This is a genomic window from Micromonospora sp. NPDC005215 (assembly GCF_040607915.1).
GTDB lineage: Bacteria > Actinomycetota > Actinomycetes > Mycobacteriales > Micromonosporaceae > Micromonospora.
The window spans coordinates 1-19,759 of record NZ_JBEXHQ010000031.1 but is presented as its reverse complement, the minus strand read 5'-3'; the positions used below and the strand labels follow the sequence as shown (position 1 = coordinate 19,759).

Below are 19,759 nucleotides of genomic sequence, written 5' to 3'. Positions count from 1 at the left end.
TGCGGCACCGGCCGCGACGGCGATGATGGGCCGGTGAAGATCCTGTCCATCCAGTCGTCGGTAGCCTACGGTCACGTCGGCAACTCGGCGGCGGCCTTTCCCCTGCAACGGCTCGGGCACGAGGTCTGGCCGGTCGTGACTGTGCACTTCTCCAACCACACCGGGTACGGCGCGTGGCGTGGGCCCATGCTGCCGGCGGCGGACGTGGCCGAGGTGATCGCGGGCATCGCGGACCGTGGGGTCCTCGGCAGCGCCGACGCGGTGCTGTCCGGCTACCAGGGCGACCCCGCCGTGGGCGCGGTGATCCTGGACGCGGTGGAGAAGGTGAAAGCGGCGAACCCGACGGCGGTGTACTGCTGCGACCCGGTGATGGGCGACGTCGGACGGGGGATGTTCGTCCGGCCGGGCATCCCGGAGTACCTGCGCGACACCGTCGTGCCGCGCGCGGACATCATCACTCCGAACCAGTTCGAGCTGGACTTCCTCGCCGGCCGCGCGACGAACTCGCTGGCGGAGGTGCTCGACGCGGTCGACGTGGTGCGCGCGACCGGGCCGCGCCACGTCCTGGTGACCAGCGTGCTGCACGGCGATCTGCCGCCGGGCTCGCTGGAGGTGGTGGCCGTCTCGGACGAGGGCGCCTGGGCGGTGACCACCCCGCTGCTGCCGATCAACCCGAACGGCGGCGGCGACGTCACCGCGGCGTTGTACCTGGCGCACCTGTGCACGACCGGTTCACCCGCAGCCGCGCTGGAACGCACCATCGGCTCCGTCTTCGCCGTCCTTGAGGCGACCCTCGCGGCGGGCACCCGGGAGATCCAGCTGATCGCCGCACAGGACGTGATCGCCGATCCGCCGGCCCGGTTCACCGCCCGCCGGCTCCGCTGACGGCAGATCGGGAGATTCCGTACCGGCGGACGGAGCACTGCCGGCGGACGGAGCGCTGCCGGCGGACGGGGCACTGCCGGCGGACGGAGCAGAGCCGGCCGGCGGACGGGGCACCGCCTGTCGGCGGGTCGAGCGGACCGCCCGCCAGCGACGGTCAGCGGCTCTCGGGGACGGCCATCTCGCCCAGGAGTGACCAGTCCGACTGGGGCAGCGTGGCATTCACGATGCGCGGCGTCTCGGCCAGGTGCGGCGGCAGGGTCTCCTGCGCCGCGCGGAAGTGGGCGGACTGCACGTGGGCGGCACCGGCCTGGTCGTCGCGGAACGCCTCGACCAGCACGTACTCGGTCGGGTCGTCCACGCTGCGGGACCAGTCGAACCACAGGCAGCCCGGCTCGGCCCGGGTCGCCTCGGTGAACTCGGCGGCGATCTGCGGCCACCGGTCGGCGTGCTCGGCCAGGACCCGGAACTTGGCGGTAATGAAGATCATGGCCCAAGGCTACCCAGGCGGGCCGGCGCGGGCGACGACCTCCTCCGGAGTCAACGGCGCCTTCGGATGGTGGGTCAGGCACAACGGGGTACGGACCTTGACGAACGAGAACCCCTCCCCGGCGGCGTAGAACTCGCCGCTGTTGAGCAGGCCGATGTCCGGAAGTCGCCCGCCCTTGGCCTCGGCGAGTTGCCGGGCCGCGTCGATCTGCGCGGGAGCGTTGAGCAGTCCGAAGAACTGTGTCGTCGCGTTGCCGGAGATCTGGTTGTGCAGACCCTTCGGCGCCTGGGTGGCGAAGACCAACCCGAGCCCGTACTTGCGGGCCTGCGAGGCGAGCGCGATCGAGCTGGCGCTGCAGGCCGTGGTGCCGGTCGACGGCGCGAGCGTCTGCGCCTCGTCCATCACGAACAGCCCACCCAGCGGTCGGTCACCGGCGGGGTGCCGTTTGATCCAGGCGAAGAGCGCCATCTGCAACTGGTTGACGAAACTCTGCCGCTCCTGGTCGGAGGTGAGGCCGACGAAGCTGATCACCGACACCCGGGCCCGCCGCCCCGGCGACGGCGTCAGCAGCAGCCCCGGGTCGGCCGGTGCACCGACACCACCGAAGAGCGGATCGGTGACCATCGCCGCCTTGAGCGCCTCGGCCAACTCCTCGGCGAGCTTCCCGGCGCGGGCCAGCCGGCTGACCCCCTCGGGCAGCTCGCTGAGGAACTCGGTGAAGCCGGGCAGGCCCACCATCCCGCTTCGCGCGTACGCCTGGAGGGCCTCGGTGAGGACGGCCTTGCCCTGCTGGGCGAGCCGGCTCGTCCGGTCGACGCCGGCCCGTGGGGCGAGCGCCTCCACGGCGGAGCGGACCGCCTGGTCGAACTCGTCGGGCCAGTCCCGCAGTGAGGTGAAGTCGGGCAACGGTTGGAAGCTCAGCGGCCGACCCGCGGTGACCCGCGGCGTCCACACCACCACCTCGGTGTGGGTGAGATAGTCGGTGGCTCGTTCGGCGTCGCCGGGACCCCAGCCGCTCGGCGGTTCGGGCCACGCGTCACCGAGCCGGGCGAGGTCGTTGTTGGGGTCGAGCACGATCGCGGAGACACCCTCGCGGGCGCACTCCTCGACCAGTCGACGGATGAGCACCGTCTTGCCCGAGCCGGACCCGGCGAACACGACGGCGTGCCGACGCAGCGACTCCAGGGGCACAGTGAACGGGTGGCCACCGTCGGCGGTCCGCCCCAGCCCGATGGTCCGGCCGCCGGCACCGGCCACGAGGCCGACCGGGTCGGCGGGCACGGCCACGGAGACCGAGCCGGTCGACGGCCCGCCGATCACGGTCGCGACCGGCCCGCTGGTCGGGTCGGCCTCGGCACCACCCGGCAGAGCCTCGGCACCACCCGAGGGAGCCCCGGCACCACCCGAGCAAGCCTCGGCGCCACCCGGCTGAGCCTCGGTGTCGTCCGGCGGAGTCCCGGCGTCGCCCGGCGGCGGCACCCCGTCGTCGGGAGCTGTTGGCGGCGCACCGTCGCGGGGCCGCTCGGGCCCGGGCAGGACCGCCCGGAACAGCTCGGTGCCGCTGGCCGGACGGCGGGCCACCAGCCACTCCTGCAGGGCCGTGGACGGCTCGGCCGCCAGCACCCGCAGGGCCGCGAAGACCCGCAGGTCCGCCTCCGGCACCGCGCGCCGGATGCCGCCGGCGGCATCGAAACCACTCAACACCTCGGTCGTCCGCTTACCGGTCGGCCACGGGCCGTTGCGCAGCAGGATCAGCCGCCGTTGGGGGAGGTCCCGATCCAGTCCGGCCAGCGTGCACGCGGCCTTGACCCGGGCGGTCACGGCAACGGCGTTGGGGTGCGCGACGGCCCGGAAGCACCAGTGCGCCTCGTTCTCGGTGGCCTCGTCGAGCACCTCGATCAGCCGCCCGTGCAGGGCCGGCTTGCGCCCGGGCGGCGGATCGTACTTGTAGGTGGCGCCGGTCGGCGCCTGCTCGGCGATCCAGGCGGCCAGGCCGGCGGCGAGCAGCGGTGGCACGTGCTCGTCCTCGCCCGCCGGGTCGACGGCTGCCGACACGTCCGCGGCCTCGACCAGTTCGGCGAACCGTTCGTCAAGCTCGCGCAGGCGGCGTTCGCTTGTCGTCGGGTTCGCCGCCGCACCGCGCACGGTGCCGGCCGTCGGCGTCGAGTCGGTGCCGTCGATGAGTCGGTCGAGTTCGACCACCTCGTCGCGATCACGGCACCAGGCGATGTGGCGGTCCACCCGGCGGAGCAGGGCGCGTGGCGTCAGGGTGGGCGCGTCGGCGAAGGCGGCGGGGGCGATCGGCCAGGTCGGGTGCGGTGGCCCGAAGAACATACCCGCGAACGCGGTGGAGAGGCGCTTCGCCACGATCGCCTGCCCGATCTCCGGGGTGGGGATCCGGTCCGGCAGGGTCGACGTACGGAAGCGGTCGGCGACCGGAGTGGGCGCCGCGCGGGTCATCAGCACCCAGGTGTCCGGCAGGCACGAGACGACGACAAGCGTGCGGCGGGTGATGTCGCGGAGCTTGAGCAGGCCGTCGGCGATCGGGCCGAGCACCTTTGCCTGGGCGTCCTCCAGCCCCTGATGCTGGTTGAGCAGTGAGGTGCTGGTCTGGGCGAACAGCGTGTCGAGCTGGTCCACGGCGATGACAGTGGGGTCCAGGGCCAGCGCCATCAGCCGGGAGATGTCCTGCACGATCTGCTGCGGGGTGCGGATGGCGCCGCTCAACCCCCACGCCGCCCGCGCGGCCGGGTCACCCGGTTCGGAGATCAGGTGGGCGTACCCGACGTCCTGTGCCTCGAAGTCGATGGCACCGTGCAGGACGAGCGCCCGAGCGGTGTCCTGGGCGTCCCGTCCGACCTCCCGGTCACGGGCGCGCAGTGCCCAGATGAAGGCGTCGAGCTGCGCACGGGTCACCGGTCGGGCGCCGGCGACCGCGTCGCGGACCTCCACCGGCAGGCCGAGCTGGGGGGTGAGTCGGCGCAGGAAGGTCTTCAGCTGGGTGCCCCAGCCGACGTGGGTGCGGCCCATGCCCTCCACCAGGGCCAGGGCGACGCTCTCCCAGAACGTCTTGCCGCTGACCATGTCGACAAGGAAGAAGTAGCCGCCGTCGCGCTGGATCCGTTCGCGTACCGCCCCGAGCAGGTGCGTCTTCCCGGCACCCGCGCGGCCCTGCATGGCCACGCCGAGCGGCATGCTCGTGTCGTCGGTGCGGGCCCGCGCCACCCCGCGCAGGATTTCCGCGACCACCTGCTCGTGCAGCTCCGGCACATTGTGCGGGCTGGGTCGCCAGACGTCGTCCGGGGTGACCGCCGGGTTGAGACTCACCGCCTCCAGCGCGGCCCGCTGGTCGTCGGAGATCATGCCGCGCCGATCGCCAGGGCGTGGTTGTCCTCGTTCCCGATGCGGACGGCCGCGGCGCGGTCCCGGGTGGTCAGCGACTTGGTGTTCGCCACCGGGATGATGCGGACGTCCTCCCGGCCGACCATCGCCCGCAACGCCGCGTCCAGGGACGCCCGGTCGGTGTCGGCGAGCCGGTCCCGAACGTCGGCGAGGCCGACCCAGGCGCCCGGTGCGGCGGCCAACTCCCGGTACGCCGCCCGGACCAGCGTCTCCACCTCCGTCGGCGTCGCGGAGACCGTGGCCGGTGCTTCCTGCCGAGGCGCGCCGGCCGGCGGGGCGGTGGCGTCGGTCTGCTTGAAGAAGTCACCGTGGCTGATTCGGAGCCGGTCCAGCGAACGGTGCACGTTGGACAGGACGACGAACAGCGACCGGGTCGTGGAGCCGCCCTGCTTGGGTGGGGTGGAGGTGTGCAGGTGACGGACCACCCGCCAGCCCTCCTCGGTCAGCTCGTGGGCGAACGGCCGGTGCGTCCGATCGGTCTCCACCAGACCCAGGTCGACGAGCTTCCTGTTGTCCTGGCCGGTCAGCGTGAAGCCGGCCAGCTCCTTCAGCTCGACGTTGCTGACTCGGCGCGCCTCGACCATCAGCACCACGAGGGCGTTGATCTGGTTCGGCGTCAGGTGCGGGACTTCCGCCGGGCTGGTCATGATCTCTCATCTCCATCGGTGTGCGTGCCGTCCGCGCGTCGCCGGGTCAGCAGCCGACGGATCCCGTCGACCACCACCGGCGCGTCGGTGAGCACCTGCTCGTTGGTGAAGCGGAGCACGTCCAGCCCGAGGAGTTGCAGCTGCACGTCCCTCCGCCGATCGTTGGCGAAAGCGATTCGCCCACGATGCTCCGGGCCGTCCACCTCGACCGCAAGACCCTCGGCGGGCCAAAAGAGATCCAGTCGGTAGGACGCACCCAGCACGTGCCACTCGTAGGTGTGGTTCCACCGCCGGCCCCGCGCCCAGTCGTGCGGTGCGAGCGCGCGTTCCAGTGCCTGCTCGGCCGCGCTGTCACCACGCGGCACCCCGGCGATCGGCGGCCAGGCCAACACCGTCGGACCCGCCGGTGCGGACGTGGCCGGAGGCCGGTCGGTCGAGCTGACCAGCTCGGCGAACCGCACCGGCACCTGCATCGGCACCGACCGCACCCGGTCGGCATGGCGCAGTGGCCCGCCGGCCAGCCACACAGTGAAGCCGCCGTGCCGCACGAGCCACTCGGCGGCGGCCACGAGCGTCCGCTCGGCATCCGCGCCCAGGTCGGGCAGGGCGATGACGAGGACGCAGCCCTCCCGGTCGTAGGCCTCGGCGAGCACCCGGGCGAGCCCGGCGGCGCGTACCCCAGGGGCGAAGCGGGACCGGCCGGCGGGCCGACGCGGACCGCGCAGCCCACGCTCGGCGAGGTCCGCGAGAAACGGGCCGAAGTGCCGGGATCGGGCTGCGGCACGGGCCGCGAGGGCGCGTACCGCCGCCACGCCGAGCGTGCCCTCGCACTCGAAACGGTCCGCGCCGGCCAACCACCGGGGGAACATCGCGAGCGCCGCGGTGTCCAACTGGTCGAGGAGGTCGTCCACGAGGTCGCCGAGCGGACCCACCACCGTGGGCCGGTAGTGCACGACCGCCGGCGCCGCCGGCGGCAACGGGTCGAGTGCCACCCGCAGCACCTCGGGGTCGACGGCCGGCAGGTGACTCACCCGCCGCGTGGGCGGAGCGGCCCACCAGGCCCCGGTGGCCTCGCCGTCGGCCCGGACGGGGTGCGCCATGCCGGCACCCTACGACAGGGGAGAGGTCGATCGGTGTCCCGTCGGTGTGCCGGCCCGGCTGCGGCGATCGTCGCTCAGCGCAGGCGGCGGATGTCGCCGAACGCCCGGTAGAACCCGCCCCGGCCGGACTCGCGGACCTCGGTCACCAGATAGCGGGCGCCCGGCTCGCGAATGCCCTTGGGAAACTGCACGGACCAGTCGTGTCGGTAGCCGTCGGACAGCACCTGGACCCGCAGCCGGCCCCGATCGTCCAGGCACTGCACGACCACGCCCGCACCCGAGTCGCTTGTCACCTCGACGATCGTCGGCTTCACCGGCCGTGGCGCCTGGCGGGGGGCCTTGACGTCGCGAACCTGGGGCACGTCCCCGGCCTGGGCCGCCCGGATCGCCGGCTCGCTCGCGTCGATGCAGGCCAGATGGCCGCCGGTGGTGACGACGTAGAGCCGGTCGTCGTGGTACTGCATCGAGTACGCCGAGCCGCAGCCGGTGCCGAGCTTCCACAGCCGGGTGCCGGCCGCGTCGAAGCAGTAGATCGAGGACTGGCTGTCACCGGCGAAGACGTACCGGCCGCCCTCGGCGGTGGCGCAGGAGAAGACCGGGGCGTCGCACCGGTAGCTGCCTTCGAGTCGACCGGCCTTGGACAGCCGCGCCACCTCGCGGGTGCTGGTCCCGGCGAACACGCTGCCCTGCTCCTGCCAGCCGAAGAGCACCGAACCGGTGCTGGTGTGCCACAGTTCCTGGCCGGTACGCCACTCGTAGCCGGTCACGCCCCGCGAATGACCGTGGTAGATGGCGTCGTCGTCGCACCGCACCATCCAGGCCGCACGCCCCCGCCCGGGCCGGCGCCACAGGAACTCGTCCTCGTGGTCGACGGCGGTGATCCCGCCGTCGGCGTCCGAGACGCCCAGGACACCGTCGTGGATGTCCAGCCAGTAGATGTCGATCTCCGGGGCGATCGCGTACGCCACGCGAGGCACCTTGCCGGAGAGGTCGTAGACGTTGCCGTCGTCGCAGCCGGCGTAGATCCAGGCGTCGTCGGCGACGATGCACTTCACCCCGTCGGGAAGGCGGACCTGGCCGCGCACCCGGGCGTCGTGGTCGAGCATGGTGATCACGCCGTGCTCGTTGCCGACCATGCAGTGCTGCCCGTCGACGAAGATGCCGAAGGCGGGGGCGCCGGAGTCGTAGCGCCAGAGCACCGGGGCGGTGTGGGCGGTGGAGCGGGTGCTGACGATCTGTCGCCGGGAGACGGTGCGCTTCTGTCGGACGCCCGGGACCGCCGGCGCGTAGCCCTTGCGGACCTTCTCCCCGATCTTCTTCGCCGCGGCCGCCCGAGCTCGGGTGTTGTCCGGGTAGGCGCTGGCCTTGACCTGCCCCTGGTCGCCGATCCGGCCGTAGCGCACGGTCAGCGTGGCGTTGTCGACGATGACCTCGTAGAACTTGTGCGCACCGTCCACTTCGGACAGTTCGAGGTAGGTCGTCTCCTGGGACATGAGGGCCTCCGGGGGTCAGCGACCGGCCTGAACGGGCCGGCGCGGCGACAGTGCCCACACGCTAACGACCGCCACCGACACAATCGGCGGGTGCCCGGAGAACGCCGGGCACCCGCCGACACCGGATCGGCCCGGGTGCGCTCAGCCCGCGGTGCAGGAGCGGATCTGCGGGCGGGCGCTGCTGTTGCCGTTGGTCATCGTGGTGAAGCCGAAGGTGTTGCCGCTGCCGTTGGACCGCATGGTCATGACGGTGCCGCTGCTGTCCCAGGTGGCGGTGCCGTTCCAGATGGTGGAGACGCGCTGCGGCGAGGTGATCGCCACCACCACCGCCCACGTGCTGGCGCCGCTGACCGTCACCGACGTGTTGTACCGGTCGCCCCAGACGTTGGGGGTCGTCGCCGTCGCGGTGCAGCTACCGGTGCCGGGCGGCGGAGTCCCCGTGCTGGGCGGCGGGGTGCCGGTGCTGGGCGGCGGGGTCGTGCCGTCGGGTGCGACGGCGCGGCCGGTGGACGGCGAGATCATGCCGGGGCACAGGTTACGGCTTGTCAGGTTGGCCATGATCTGGGGAATCGCGTCGCGGGTGTTCTGGATTCCGTCGTGCATGAGGATGACCTGACCGGCCTGGAGGCGGCTCGCGTTGGACACGATCTGGCTGACACTCGCCCCGTTCCAGTCCTGTGAGTCCACGTCCCAGATCACCTGGCGCATGCCGAGCGACGACGCGACGGACTGGAGGGTGCCGTTGGTCTCCCCGTACGGCGGCCGGAACAACTGCGGTCGGACGCCGGTCGCCGACTGGATCGCCGAGCTGGTCTGGGACAGGTCGGACTGCATCTGGGACTGGCTCATTGAGGTCATGTGGGAGTGGTTCCAGCTGTGGTTGCCGACCCACATGCCGGCGGACACCTGCGCCTGCGCCGCGGACCGGTTGTTCTGGACGTTCTGCCCGATGTTGAACATCGTGGCCCGTACGCCGTTGTTGCGCAGCACGTTGAGCAGCGCGCTGGTGCTGCCCGTCGGGCCGTCGTCGAAGGTGAGGCCGACGTAGCCGTTGCAGGCGGCGGCGCTCGACGGGGCCGAGGTGGCGGCGAGAACGACGCCGCACATCGCGGCGGCGGTGGTGAGGGCGGCCAGCGCCGCGCGCAACCGCCTCGACCTCGGGGCCGTGCTGGGGGAGATCCTGGTCATCTGGTGCCCCTTTCCGGGGGCCCGGACGTGCGCCAGGGTGCGGGCAGCACAGGTCCGGGCAGGTGTGGACAAGTGGGGCGGCCGAACCGACCATCGCGATGTCGACCGCATCGACCTCGATGGATCGGAGTATTGCAGCGGGATTTCCGGAGCGTCAACAACTTCCGGAACTATCCGGAAGCGGCCGGGATGATGTCTGACGTCCTATGTCAAGCCCCTGGGGGTGGGCGACCAGTGGGTCGTTCAGTTGATCGCCGCCACTGCCCCGGTTCCTGGTGGCGTCATCCGGAAAGGCGTCGGAACTATCGGCGGCGATGGAGGGCTTCAGGGGCGGGTTGCCGCACGGCCAATAGTAAAGTTTGTGAACAAAAGATGTTACAGTCACTTCCATCAATGGTTGTCCCGGGTCGTCGGCCCGGGATGTCCCAGGAATGGAGTGATCACATGGCACGACTGCGCGCGCTGGTCGCGCTGGCGGCACTGATCGTCGCCGGTGGGCTGGTCGCGATCATCCCGTCCACCGCCGCGTCGGCGGCGGCCTGCTCCGCATCGTGGCAGGCCTCGGCCGTCTACTGGGGAGACGCCCAGGTGTCGCACAACGGTCGTAACTACCGGGCGAAGTGGTGGACCCAGAACGAGGCGCCGCCGGGCACGACCGGGGTCTGGGAGGACCTCGGTACGTGCGGAGGAGGCAGCACACCGCCCACCACGGGAAGCTGCAACTACCCGAACTGGGCCGGCGGGGCCTGGTACACCGCCGGGACGATCGTGCGATACACCAATGGCCTGTACTACGTCGCCGAGCACGACAATCCCGGCTACGACCCGGTCGTCAGCACCTGGTACTGGGAGCCGTACACCTGCGGCGGACAACCACCCACCAGCCAGCCGCCCACCAACCCCGGTGGCTTCGTGGTGACCGAAGCCCAGTTCAACCAGATGTTCCCGGGCCGCAACTCCTTCTACACGTACTCCGGGCTCGTCGCGGCCCTCAGCGCCTACCCGGCGTTCGCGAGGACCGGCAACGCCACCGTCCAGCGCCAGGAAGCCGCGGCCTTCCTGGCGAACGTGTACCACGAGACCGGCGGCCTGGTGCACGTCGTCGAGCAGAACACCGCGAACTACCCGCACTACTGCGATCCCGGCCAGCCCTACGGCTGTCCGGCGGGGCAGGCCGCCTACTACGGGCGGGGGCCGATCCAGCTCAGCTGGAACTTCAACTACAACGCCGCCGGGATCGCTCTCCAGCTGCCGCTGCTGACCAACCCGTGGTTGGTGCAGAACGACGCCGCGGTGGCCTGGAAGACCGGTATCTGGTACTGGATGACCCAGAACGGACCGGGCACCATGACCGCGCACAACGCGATGGTCACCGGGGCCGGGTTCGGCCAGACGATCCGCAGCATCAACGGCTCGATCGAGTGCAACGGGGGAAACCCCGCCCAGGTGCAGAGCCGGGTCACCAGATACCAGCAGTTCGTCGGCATCCTCGGCGTGCCCGCGGGAGCCAATCTCTCCTGCTGACCCGCGATCCGGGCCTCGGCGCACGTCGCCGCGCGGCGTCGAGGCCCGGGAGGCGGTAGACAGTGGTGCGGAGGTGGCGTGCCCGACGCTCCTCGGTGGGCGGAGGTCACAGCCCGGGCGCCGGTCTCGCGGTGATCACCCCGTTGACAGGGTCGTGGTCTGCCCGGAACTATCAGCGGCAGTCCACCGCCCCGACCATCGTCGTTCACGAACTCGTATGACAACGATGTCAAAGGGCCTGACCCCGTCCACTCTGCCCAGACCTTCGACGTACTCGACTGGTTCGAGTCGAAAGGCACCGTCCCTCATGTCGCATACCCCCCATGCGCGTCACCCGTCCCCCCGCCTGCTCGCCGCGACCACAGCCTTCCTGCTACCGCTGGGACTGCTCGTCGCCCCGCCCCTGGCCAACGCCGCCGCCGCACCGGCAACCCCGGGCAGCTTCGGCTCCTCGTTCGAGTCCGCCGACCCGCAACCCGCCGCCAGCACCGTGGAGGTCGGCGCGAACGGAAAGCCGGTCCAGGCGAACCTGAGCGGTAAGGTCACCACGCTGCCCGGCAGCCTGCTCGGCCAGGTCGACACCGTGACCGCGAGCGCGGAACACCCGCCGAACGAGATCGCCGCGAACCTCACCGACGACGACCCGTCGACCAAGTGGCTCGTGTTCGCGTCCAACGGCTGGGTGACCTACCAGCTCACCAAGCCCGCGACGGTGGTGCGTTACTCGCTGACCGCCGCCAACGACGCACCCACCCGGGACCCCCGGGACTTCGTCGTGCAGGGGTCGAACGACGGCCGCACGTGGACCGACCTGGACAAGCGCGCCGGCGAGACGTTCAGCGGGCGCTACGCCACCAAGACGTACAGCTTCACCAACCCGAGCGCCTACGGCTACTACCGGTTGAACGTCACAGCGAACTCCGGCGACTCGCTCGTGCAGCTCGCCGACTGGAACATCAGCGACGGCTCGAACGTCCGCCCGCCGGCCACCCCCATGGTCAGCGAGGCCACCACCGGCCCGAACGGCGGCTACACCACCAAGCCGGACGCCGGGTTCACCGGACTGGCCGCGCTGCGCTACGCAGGCGGGGCCGAGGGCAACGGCCGCTCGTACGCGAGCAACAAACTGTTCGACGTCACCATCCCGGTCGGGCCGAAGACCCGGCTGTCGTACAAGCTCTTCCCGGAGTTCACCGGTGGGGACGCCCGGTACCCGTCCACCTACACCGCCGTCGACCTGCACTTCACCGACGGCAGCTACCTGAGCGGGCGCTCACCCGTCGACCAGCACGGCTACCCGCTGACCGCCGCCGGTCAGGGCGCGTCCAAGGTGCTCTACGCCGACCAGTGGAACCTGGTGCAGGCCGACCTCGGCACCGTCGCACGGGGCAAGACGATCGACCGCATCCTGCTCGCGTACGACAACCCGCAGGCCACCGGCGAGACCCGGTTCCAGGGCTGGCTCGACGACATCGAGCTGACCGCCGTACCGGCGTCGATCGACGGCTCGAAGCTGACCAACTACGTCGACACCCGGCGCGGCACCAACTCGACGGCCGGCTTCTCGCGCGGCAACAACCTGCCGATCACCGCGGTGCCGAACGGTTTCAACTTCTTCACGCCGGTGACCGACGCGACCTCCGACTCGTGGGCGTACGAGTACCACCGGATCAACAACGAGGCCAACCTGCCCCTGTTGCAGGGCCTCGCGATCTCCCACGAGCCCAGCCCGTGGATGGGTGACCGCAACCAGATGTCGGTCATGCCGGTCGCCGGCGACCGGCCGCTCACCGGTGAGCCCGCCAGCCGCGCGCTCGCCTTCAGCCACGACGACGAGACGGCCCAACCGGACCTCTACCGGGTCACGCTGCAGAACGGCCTGATCGCGGAGACGTCGCCCACCGACCACGGCGGCGTCATGCGGTTCACCTTCCCCGCCGGGCAGGCGACCGGGAGCCTCGTCTTCCACAACGGCACGTTCAGCATCGGTGCCGACGGCACCGTCACCGGCTGGGTCGACAACGGAAGCGGCCTGTCCGCCGGACGGAGCCGGATGTTCGTGTCCGGCGTCGTCGACCGGGCACCTACGGCATCCACCGCCACGTCGGCGACCTTCGACGTCTCCACGACCCGGGAGGTGACGATGCGCCTCGCGACGTCGTTCCTCTCCGTCGACCAGGCGCGTCGCAACCTCGACCTGGAGGTCACCGGCAGGAGCTTCGACCAGATCCACGCCGCCGCGACGGCCGCGTGGAAGGACCGTCTCGGCCGCGTCGAGGTACGCGGTGCCACCGAGGCGCAGCTGGTCACCATGTACTCGAACCTGTACCGGCTGAACCTCTACCCGAACTCGCAGTCCGAGAACACCGGCACCGCCGCCGCACCGCGCTGGCAGTACGCGAGCCCGGTCTCGGCCCCGACCGGCGCGTCGACCGCCACCCAGACCGGCGCGAAGATCGTCGACGGGCAGATCTACGTCAACAACGGCTTCTGGGACACCTACCGCACCGTGTGGCCCGCCTACGCGCTGCTCTACCCGGACGTCGCGGCCAGGATCTCCGACGGGTTCGTCCAGCACTACCGCGACGGCGGCTGGATCGCCCGCTGGTCGTCGCCCGGCTACGCGGACCTGATGACCGGCACCAGCGCGAACGTGGCCCTGGCCCAGGCGTACCTCACCGGGGTCAAGCTGCCCGACCCGCTCGCGGCGTACGACGCGGCGGTCAAGGACGCGACAGTCGCGTCCGGGCGCAGCGCGGTCGGGCGCAAGGGCATCGAGACCTCGCTGTTCCTCGGCTACACGCCGACGTCCACCGGGGAGTCGGTGTCGTGGGCGCTTGAGGGTTTCATCAACGACTACGGCATCGGCAACATGGGTGCCGCCCTCGCCAAGGACCCGGCCACGCCGAAGTCCGAGCGCGCCCGGCTCACCGAGGAGTCGCGCTACTTCCTGGAGCGCGCCCGCAACTACGTCCACCTGTTCGACCCGACGTCGAAGCTCTTCCAGGGCCGCGACGCCGCCGGCAACTTCCTGGCCGGTGACCCGCTGGACTGGGGCGGTGTCTACACCGAGACCAACGGGTGGAACTTCGCGTTCACCGCACAGCAGGACGGCCAGGGCCTCGCCAACCTGTACGGCGGGCAGCAGGCGCTGCGGAACAAGCTCGACACGTTCTTCGCCACCCCGGAGAACGCCGACCGTCCCGGCGGGTACGGCGGGGTCATCCACGAGATGCTGGAGGCCCGCGCGGTGCGGATGGGTCAGCTCGGCATGAGCAACCAGCCGTCGCACCACATCCCGTACATGTACAACGTCGCCGGCGCACCGGCGAAGACCCAGGCGACGGTACGGGAGATCCTGCGCCGCCTCTACGTCGGCAGCGAGATCGGCCAGGGCTATCTGGGCGACGAGGACAACGGCGAGATGTCGTCGTGGTACATCCTCAGTTCGTTGGGCATCTACCCGTTGCAGGCCGGGTCGTCGCAGTGGGCCATCGGCTCACCGCAGTTCACCAGGATGACAGTGCGCCGCAGCACCGGCGACATCGTCGTCAACGCGCCGAACAACAGCAACCGCAACGTCTACGTGCAGGACGTGCGGGTCAACGGCAAGAAGCAGCGCGGTCTGTCAGTGGACGTGGCCGCGCTCGCCAAGGGCGGCACCATCGACTTCCAGATGGGCCCCAACCCGTCGTCGTGGGGCAGCGGCCGCAACGACGCGCCGCCGTCGCTGACCACTGGCGACGAGGCGCCGAAGCCGTTGCAGGACACCACAGGCCCCGGTCTCGGCACCGCGACCGCGACCGGCGGTCAGGACGCGGCGAAGCTGTTCGACGACTCGTCCACCACCCAGCTGACCTTCACCTCGGCGACCCCGCAGATCAACTGGGCGTTCCGTGGTGGCAAGCAGAAGCCGAAGTACTACACCGTCACGTCCGGAGCCGGTGCGGGCGATCCGGCCGACTGGCGACTGCAGGGCTCCAACGACGGCATCACCTGGACCACAGTGGACTCCCGCCAGGACCAGGCGTTCCGGTGGCGCAACCAGACCCGCCCGTACGAGATCGACCGGCCGGGACGCTTCGCCCAGTTCCGGCTCGCCGTGTCGAGGACCGTCGGCGCCCCGCAGACCAACCTCGCCGAGATCGAGCTGCTCGCCGGGGGCGATCTGGACCTCGGTGGCGGCGACATCACGGTGACCGCCACCGACGGTGTGCACGCGACGTCCGGCGTACCGGTCTCGGTGCCGCTGGCCACCGTCACGGGCGGCACCGCCAGCGGCTACCAGGCCACGATCGACTGGGGTGACGGCACGCCGGTCACCGCGGGCACCGTGACGCTGAACTCGCGGGCCGTCTACCGCATCGGTGGATCGCACACCTACGCCACGCCGGGCTACCACCAGGCCACTGTCACGGTCACCGACGGCGAGAGCCAGAACTCCGCGACGGTCGGCGTCGACGTGGGGTACGTCCCGGCCTCCGGCCTCACCGCCGCGTTCGACAGCGTCTGTGTCGGCGACGAGGGGGTCCTCGCGGCGGACTGCGACGCCAAGTCGTGGGCGTACTCGCGGGCCGCCCTGGTGGCGGGCGGCGCGACCCAGGGCCAACGGCAACAGGTCCCCGGGACCGCGTTGCGGTACACCCTGCCGGCGATTCCGGCCGGGCAGCCGGACAACGCCACAGGTAACGGTGCGACGGTCGTGCTCGACCTGCCGGACGACGCGACGAGCATCTCGTTCGTGGGCGCCGGAACGCAGGGCAACCAGAGCACCACCGGCACGGCGACGTTCAGCGACGGCAGCACGGCCAGCATCCCGATCCAGCTGAGCGACTGGACGCTGGGCGGCAACGCCAACGGCACCCCGTCCTACGGCAACATCATCGTCGCGAAGACGGCGTACCGGTTGCAGGGCACGAGCCGGGACGGCGCCCAGCCGTTCCTGTTCGCCACCGCGCCGTACCAGCTCCCGGCGGGCAAGACGCTGGTGTCGGTGACCCTGCCGGCGCAGACCGGCGATCCCCGCTCGGCGGGCCGGATCCACGTGTTCGCCGTGGCCAACGACGGCACGCCGGCCCCCGCGCTGACCACCGTCGCCCCGAAGGACCAGACGGCGAACGCCGGGCAGACCCTCGCGGCGAACCTCGGTGCGGTGACCGCCGGCGCTCCCGGTCCGACCGGTTACCGGGCCCGCGTCCAGTGGGGTGACGGCACGACTCCGGACGACGTCACCATCGGCGCGTCCGGTGCGATGAGCGGCAAGCACACCTACGCGCGGGAGGGCACCTACCCGGTGCGCGTCACCACGTGGGACACGCTGACGAGCAGCACCCACTCCTTCACCGTGACAGTGGCCCGGGGCGGATCGCAGCCGGCGATCGCGCTGTCCGCGTCCGGCACCGTCACCACCGGTGGCGCGATCACCGTCGACGGCAGCGGGTTCGCCGCCGGTGAGCAGGTGACCGTCCGCGTCGGCACCGACCCGGGCCGGACCATGAAGGTCGCGGCCTCCGCGACGGGAACGGTCCGCGCCTCGGTCCCGACGTCCGGGGACGCAGAACCCGGCCGGTACGCGGTCACCGCGACGGGCGCGTCCTCGCGTACCCCGGCCACGGCCACCGTCCAGGTGAGCGGGCCGGCCGAGGCACCGACCTACCAGCCGCGGGTGGCGCTGACGACCAGGTCGGGGCCGCGCGGCACGTCGATCACGGTCGACGGTTCCGGGTTCGCGCCGAACGAGACGGTCACCATCGCCTTCGGTGACGACCTCGCGGTCAGCACCGTGCGCGCGAATGGTGACGGTGTCCTCTCCGGCGCGACGGTAAGCGTTCCGGGTGCGGCGAAGGCGGGCGCGACAAGCGTCACGCTGAGCGGTGCCAGGTCGGCGACGAGGGTGTCCCGGCCGTTCACTGTCACCGGCTAGCACGAGCCGGTGCGGGAAACGGGTGGGCGGGCCGTGGTCACGGCCCGCCCACGCCGTTCCGCAGTGATCAACTCTCGCGCGGTGGCAGCAGCGCATCGACCAGGTCGCGCAGCGGGCCGACCAGGTCCTGTTCGGTGGCGGAACTCAGCGGGTCCAGCCGGATCGACGACCGCAGCACCGCGACCCCGATGCCGGCGGCGAGAGCCATCTGGGCGCGGAGCAGGATCTGTTCACTACCCGGTTCGCCGGGACGCCACCCGCGAGCCGCCGCCAGTTGTTCGCTGGAACGGACCAGGACACCGCGCCGGATCTCGTCCGCCGCCGCGTCCCCGGACGACCGCAGCAGCAGTGAGAGCTGGCTCGACAGGCCCGCCGCGCCGGGGTCGGCGATGTGCCGGGCGATGGTTTCGGGCACCCGGTCGGCCGGCGTCTGGACGGTCGTCCGGCGCAGCTCGTCGCCCGCGGCTCGCAGGCACGCCTCGAACAGCCCCTCCTTCGACGTGAAGTAGCGACTGATGAGCGCCACGTTGACGCCCGCGTCGTCGGCGATGTCCCGGACGGTCGTGGCCGCGTAGCCGTCCCGCGCGAAGCGCTGGCGGGCGGCGTCGAGCAGGAGCTGCCGGGTTTCGGCCGCGTCCCGGCGGCGACGCTGGGCCGGCTCGCCGGCGGTGTCGCTGGCCGGCTCGCCGGCGGTGTCGCTGGTCGGGGGGACAGGCGGTTCTGCTGTCACGACGCGTCCTTCCCTTCGCTCAGGCCCGGTGCTGTCGGCACTCGGGCCGCCCGGCGGCGAGGACGTTGTGGGCTCTCCGTCGCGCCGCCCGTCCGCAAGTAAACATATGTTGACTTAATCGCCGGCGCAAGCTCCCCACGCGGACGTGGGGTGACGTAAACGACTGTTGACATGAGCCACCGGCTGAGCATACTGGGTAAGTCAGCAAACGTTTACATCTAGTTCGGGGATGTCATGACCCACACCATCGAGGAGTCGACCCACCTCGACTCCGCGCCCAGCGCGGCCCCGCGCGCCAACAGCACCCTCCTGGTGCTGTACCTGTCGCTGGGCGGCCTGGCGTTCGCGGTGCTCCAGTCGCTGGTGGCGCCCGCGCTGTCGACCATCGGAAGGGACCTGGGCGTCTCTACCGGAGACATCAGCTGGGTGCTCACGGCGTACCTGTTGGCTGCCTCGGTGCTGACGCCCATTCTCGGACGTCTCGGTGACATGGTCGGCAAGCGTCGGGTCCTCATCGGCGTCCTCGCGGCCCTCGCCGCGGGCACCCTGCTCGCCGCCCTGGCGCCCAACCTGACAGTGCTGATCGTCGCGCGGGCGCTGCAGGGGGCCGCCGGAGCGATCCTGCCGCTGTCGATCGGCATCGTCCGTGACCAACTGCCTCGGGAGAAGGTCGGCGTCACCGTCGGCCTGCTGTCGGCGATCTTCGGGGTCGGCGCCGGTGTCGGCATCGTGGCCGCGGGCCCGATCGTGGAGCACCTGTCGTGGCACTGGCTGTTCTGGCTGCCGCTGGTCCTCGTCGTCGTCGCGTTGCTCGGCGCCATCTTCGGGATGCCCGAATCGCGGGTCCGCACGCCCGGACGGCTCGACATGCTCGGCGCGGCCATCCTGTCGGTGTCGCTGGTCTCGCTGCTGCTGGCCGTGAGCAAGGGGCAGGGCTGGGGCTGGACCGAGCCGAAGACCATCGGCCTTTTCGTGCTCGGTGTGATCGCGATGATCGTGTTCGTTCGGGTCGAGCTTCGGGTACGCGAGCCGCTCATCGACATGCGCCTGATGCGGATTCGCGGTGTCTGGGCCACCGACCTCGTCGCCCTGATCCTCGGTTTCGCGATGTTCGGGACGTTCGTGCTCGTACCGACCCTGCTTCAACTCCCCGCGGCCACCGGGTACGGGTTCGGCAAGACGGTGTCCCAGGCGGGCCTGTTCCTGCTGCCTACCGTCCTGATGATGGTGGTCTTCGGTCCCCTCGCGGGTCTGCTGGACCGACGCTTCGGTCCCAAGGTTCCGATGTTCCTCGGCACGGTCGCGGTCGTCGTCGCATTCGTGCTGCCGGCAGTCGCGCACGGCGCCACCTGGCAGGTTCTGCTCTCCGGGGTGCTCACCGGCGCCGGCATCGGCCTGGCGTTCGCGGCGATGTCCAACGCCATCATCGAGAGCGTCCCGGCCGGACAGACCGGCGAGGCGAGCGGCGTCAACACCATCGCGCGGACCATCGGCAGCAGCATCGGCGCGGCGGTCGTGGCGGCCGTCATCACCTCGAACAGCACCCCTCAGGGTCTGCCCACCGACACGGCGTTCACCGCCGGCTTCTGGGTGTGCGCGGGCGTCGCGGTCCTGGCCGTCTTCGCGGCACTCGCCCTGCCCTCGGCGCGTCGCCGTCACGAACAGGCCGTCGCTGTCGGCGTCGACGACCTTCCGTCCGAGCCGGTCGAGCTGCACCTGCCCCACCGGCACCACTGAGCAGTCGGCTGACCCGCGCGGGCCGTGTCCACTCCTGGTGGGCACGGCCCGCGCCATTCGGCGTGACCTCAAGCTGTTCGCTGCGCGCCCAGTCGAAGCTGCCAGCGCGTGCCCGGACTGGTGAGCCGGATGACCGCCAACGGCTCCACGTCAAGATGCCGGTACGTCGCTGTCGGCAGACCGAGGGCGTGCACGACCGCGACCCGGATCACCAGCGGGTGGGTGACCGCGATGATGCGTCGACCCGCGCCGCGCTGCTCGTCCAGCCAGCCCCCGACCCGATCCCGCACTGCCGTCACCGATTCACCACCGTGCGGCGCCGAGTCCGGCGCGGCCAGCCATTCCCGCAGTGCCTGTGGGTGCGTGCCAGTGATCTCCTCAAGCGACCGTCCGGACCAGTCGCCGTAGTCACAATCGGCCAAGGCCGTCTCGATTGTCGGCACCAGGCCGAAGGTTTCGGCGGTCTGCCGGGCCGCGGCCGCTGGGCTGGACAGGCAGGTGTCGTGCACGCCGAGGTGCCCACGCCGGCCCGGATCTAGGTGGGCCTGGGCAAGAGCGGCGCGCTGGCCGCCCTCGTCCAGGCCGTCGTGGGGGCCCCCCCCACCCGCCCCCCCGCCGCCGGCGGGGGGGACCGGGGGCGCCC

The 19,759-nt window shown here is 71.4% G+C and carries 12 protein-coding genes; 4 read left to right on the top strand and 8 right to left on the bottom strand.

All coding sequences use genetic code 11. The annotated features are described in order from the left end of the window. Window positions 1–33: 33 nt before the first annotated feature. Window positions 34–885 carry a pyridoxal kinase PdxY gene (gene pdxY / locus ABZU25_RS22385; RefSeq protein ID WP_355031302.1) on the top strand — a complete coding sequence of 284 codons (852 nt, stop codon included), beginning with the start codon at window positions 34–36 and terminating at the stop codon, window positions 883–885. 154 nt (window positions 886–1,039) lie between these two features. On the opposite strand, the gene ABZU25_RS22380 is transcribed toward pdxY, so the two are convergent. From ABZU25_RS22380 to ABZU25_RS22355, 6 genes are all read right to left on the bottom strand, one after another. Beyond that, entirely contained in the window at window positions 1,040–1,372 is a 333-nt protein-coding gene (locus ABZU25_RS22380) for a putative quinol monooxygenase (RefSeq protein WP_355031301.1), read from the bottom strand. Window positions 1,373–1,381: 9 nt separating this feature from the next. Beyond that, a complete protein-coding gene (locus tag ABZU25_RS22375; protein ID WP_355031300.1) occupies window positions 1,382–4,735 on the bottom strand; it encodes a DUF87 domain-containing protein in 3,354 nt (1,117 codons plus the stop codon). Continuing rightward, on the bottom strand, window positions 4,732–5,421 hold the full coding sequence (locus ABZU25_RS22370) for a hypothetical protein (RefSeq protein ID WP_355031299.1): 690 nt from the start codon (window positions 5,419–5,421) through the stop codon (window positions 4,732–4,734). Before ABZU25_RS22370 ends, ABZU25_RS22375 begins: the two co-directional genes overlap by 4 nt. Then, window positions 5,418–6,521, bottom strand: coding sequence for a DUF559 domain-containing protein (locus tag ABZU25_RS22365; RefSeq protein ID WP_355031298.1), 1,104 nt, complete (start codon window positions 6,519–6,521; stop codon window positions 5,418–5,420). Before ABZU25_RS22365 ends, ABZU25_RS22370 begins: the two co-directional genes overlap by 4 nt. A gap of 74 nt (window positions 6,522–6,595) precedes the next feature. After that, window positions 6,596–8,014 carry a PQQ-binding-like beta-propeller repeat protein gene (locus ABZU25_RS22360; protein ID WP_355031297.1) on the bottom strand — a complete coding sequence of 473 codons (1,419 nt, stop codon included), beginning with the start codon at window positions 8,012–8,014 and terminating at the stop codon, window positions 6,596–6,598. 141 nt (window positions 8,015–8,155) lie between these two features. Continuing rightward, window positions 8,156–9,202 carry a polysaccharide deacetylase family protein gene (locus tag ABZU25_RS22355; protein WP_355031296.1) on the bottom strand — a complete coding sequence of 349 codons (1,047 nt, stop codon included), beginning with the start codon at window positions 9,200–9,202 and terminating at the stop codon, window positions 8,156–8,158. Window positions 9,203–9,646: 444 nt separating this feature from the next. Here ABZU25_RS22355 and ABZU25_RS22350 point away from each other — a divergent pair, with 444 nt between their 5' ends. Further along, the gene (locus ABZU25_RS22350) at window positions 9,647–10,726 is read left to right on the top strand and encodes a glycoside hydrolase family 19 protein (protein ID WP_355031295.1); all 1,080 of its coding nucleotides are present in this window, start codon (window positions 9,647–9,649) and stop codon (window positions 10,724–10,726) included. Between the two features lie 307 nt (window positions 10,727–11,033). Next, entirely contained in the window at window positions 11,034–16,649 is a 5,616-nt protein-coding gene (locus ABZU25_RS22345) for a GH92 family glycosyl hydrolase (protein WP_355031294.1), read from the top strand. A gap of 67 nt (window positions 16,650–16,716) precedes the next feature. On the opposite strand, the gene ABZU25_RS22340 is transcribed toward ABZU25_RS22345, so the two are convergent. Continuing rightward, window positions 16,717–17,379, bottom strand: a complete 663-nt coding sequence (locus tag ABZU25_RS22340) for a TetR family transcriptional regulator (RefSeq protein ID WP_355031293.1) — start codon at window positions 17,377–17,379, stop codon at window positions 16,717–16,719. 234 nt (window positions 17,380–17,613) lie between these two features. On the opposite strand from ABZU25_RS22340, the gene ABZU25_RS22335 reads away from it, so the two are divergent. Beyond that, a complete protein-coding gene (locus ABZU25_RS22335) occupies window positions 17,614–19,116 on the top strand; it encodes an MFS transporter (RefSeq protein WP_355031292.1) in 1,503 nt (500 codons plus the stop codon). Between the two features lie 68 nt (window positions 19,117–19,184). On the opposite strand, the gene ABZU25_RS22330 is transcribed toward ABZU25_RS22335, so the two are convergent. Continuing rightward, window positions 19,185–19,759, bottom strand: a 575-nt coding sequence (locus ABZU25_RS22330; protein WP_355031291.1) for a histidine phosphatase family protein, incomplete at its 5' end; no start/stop codon positions are given.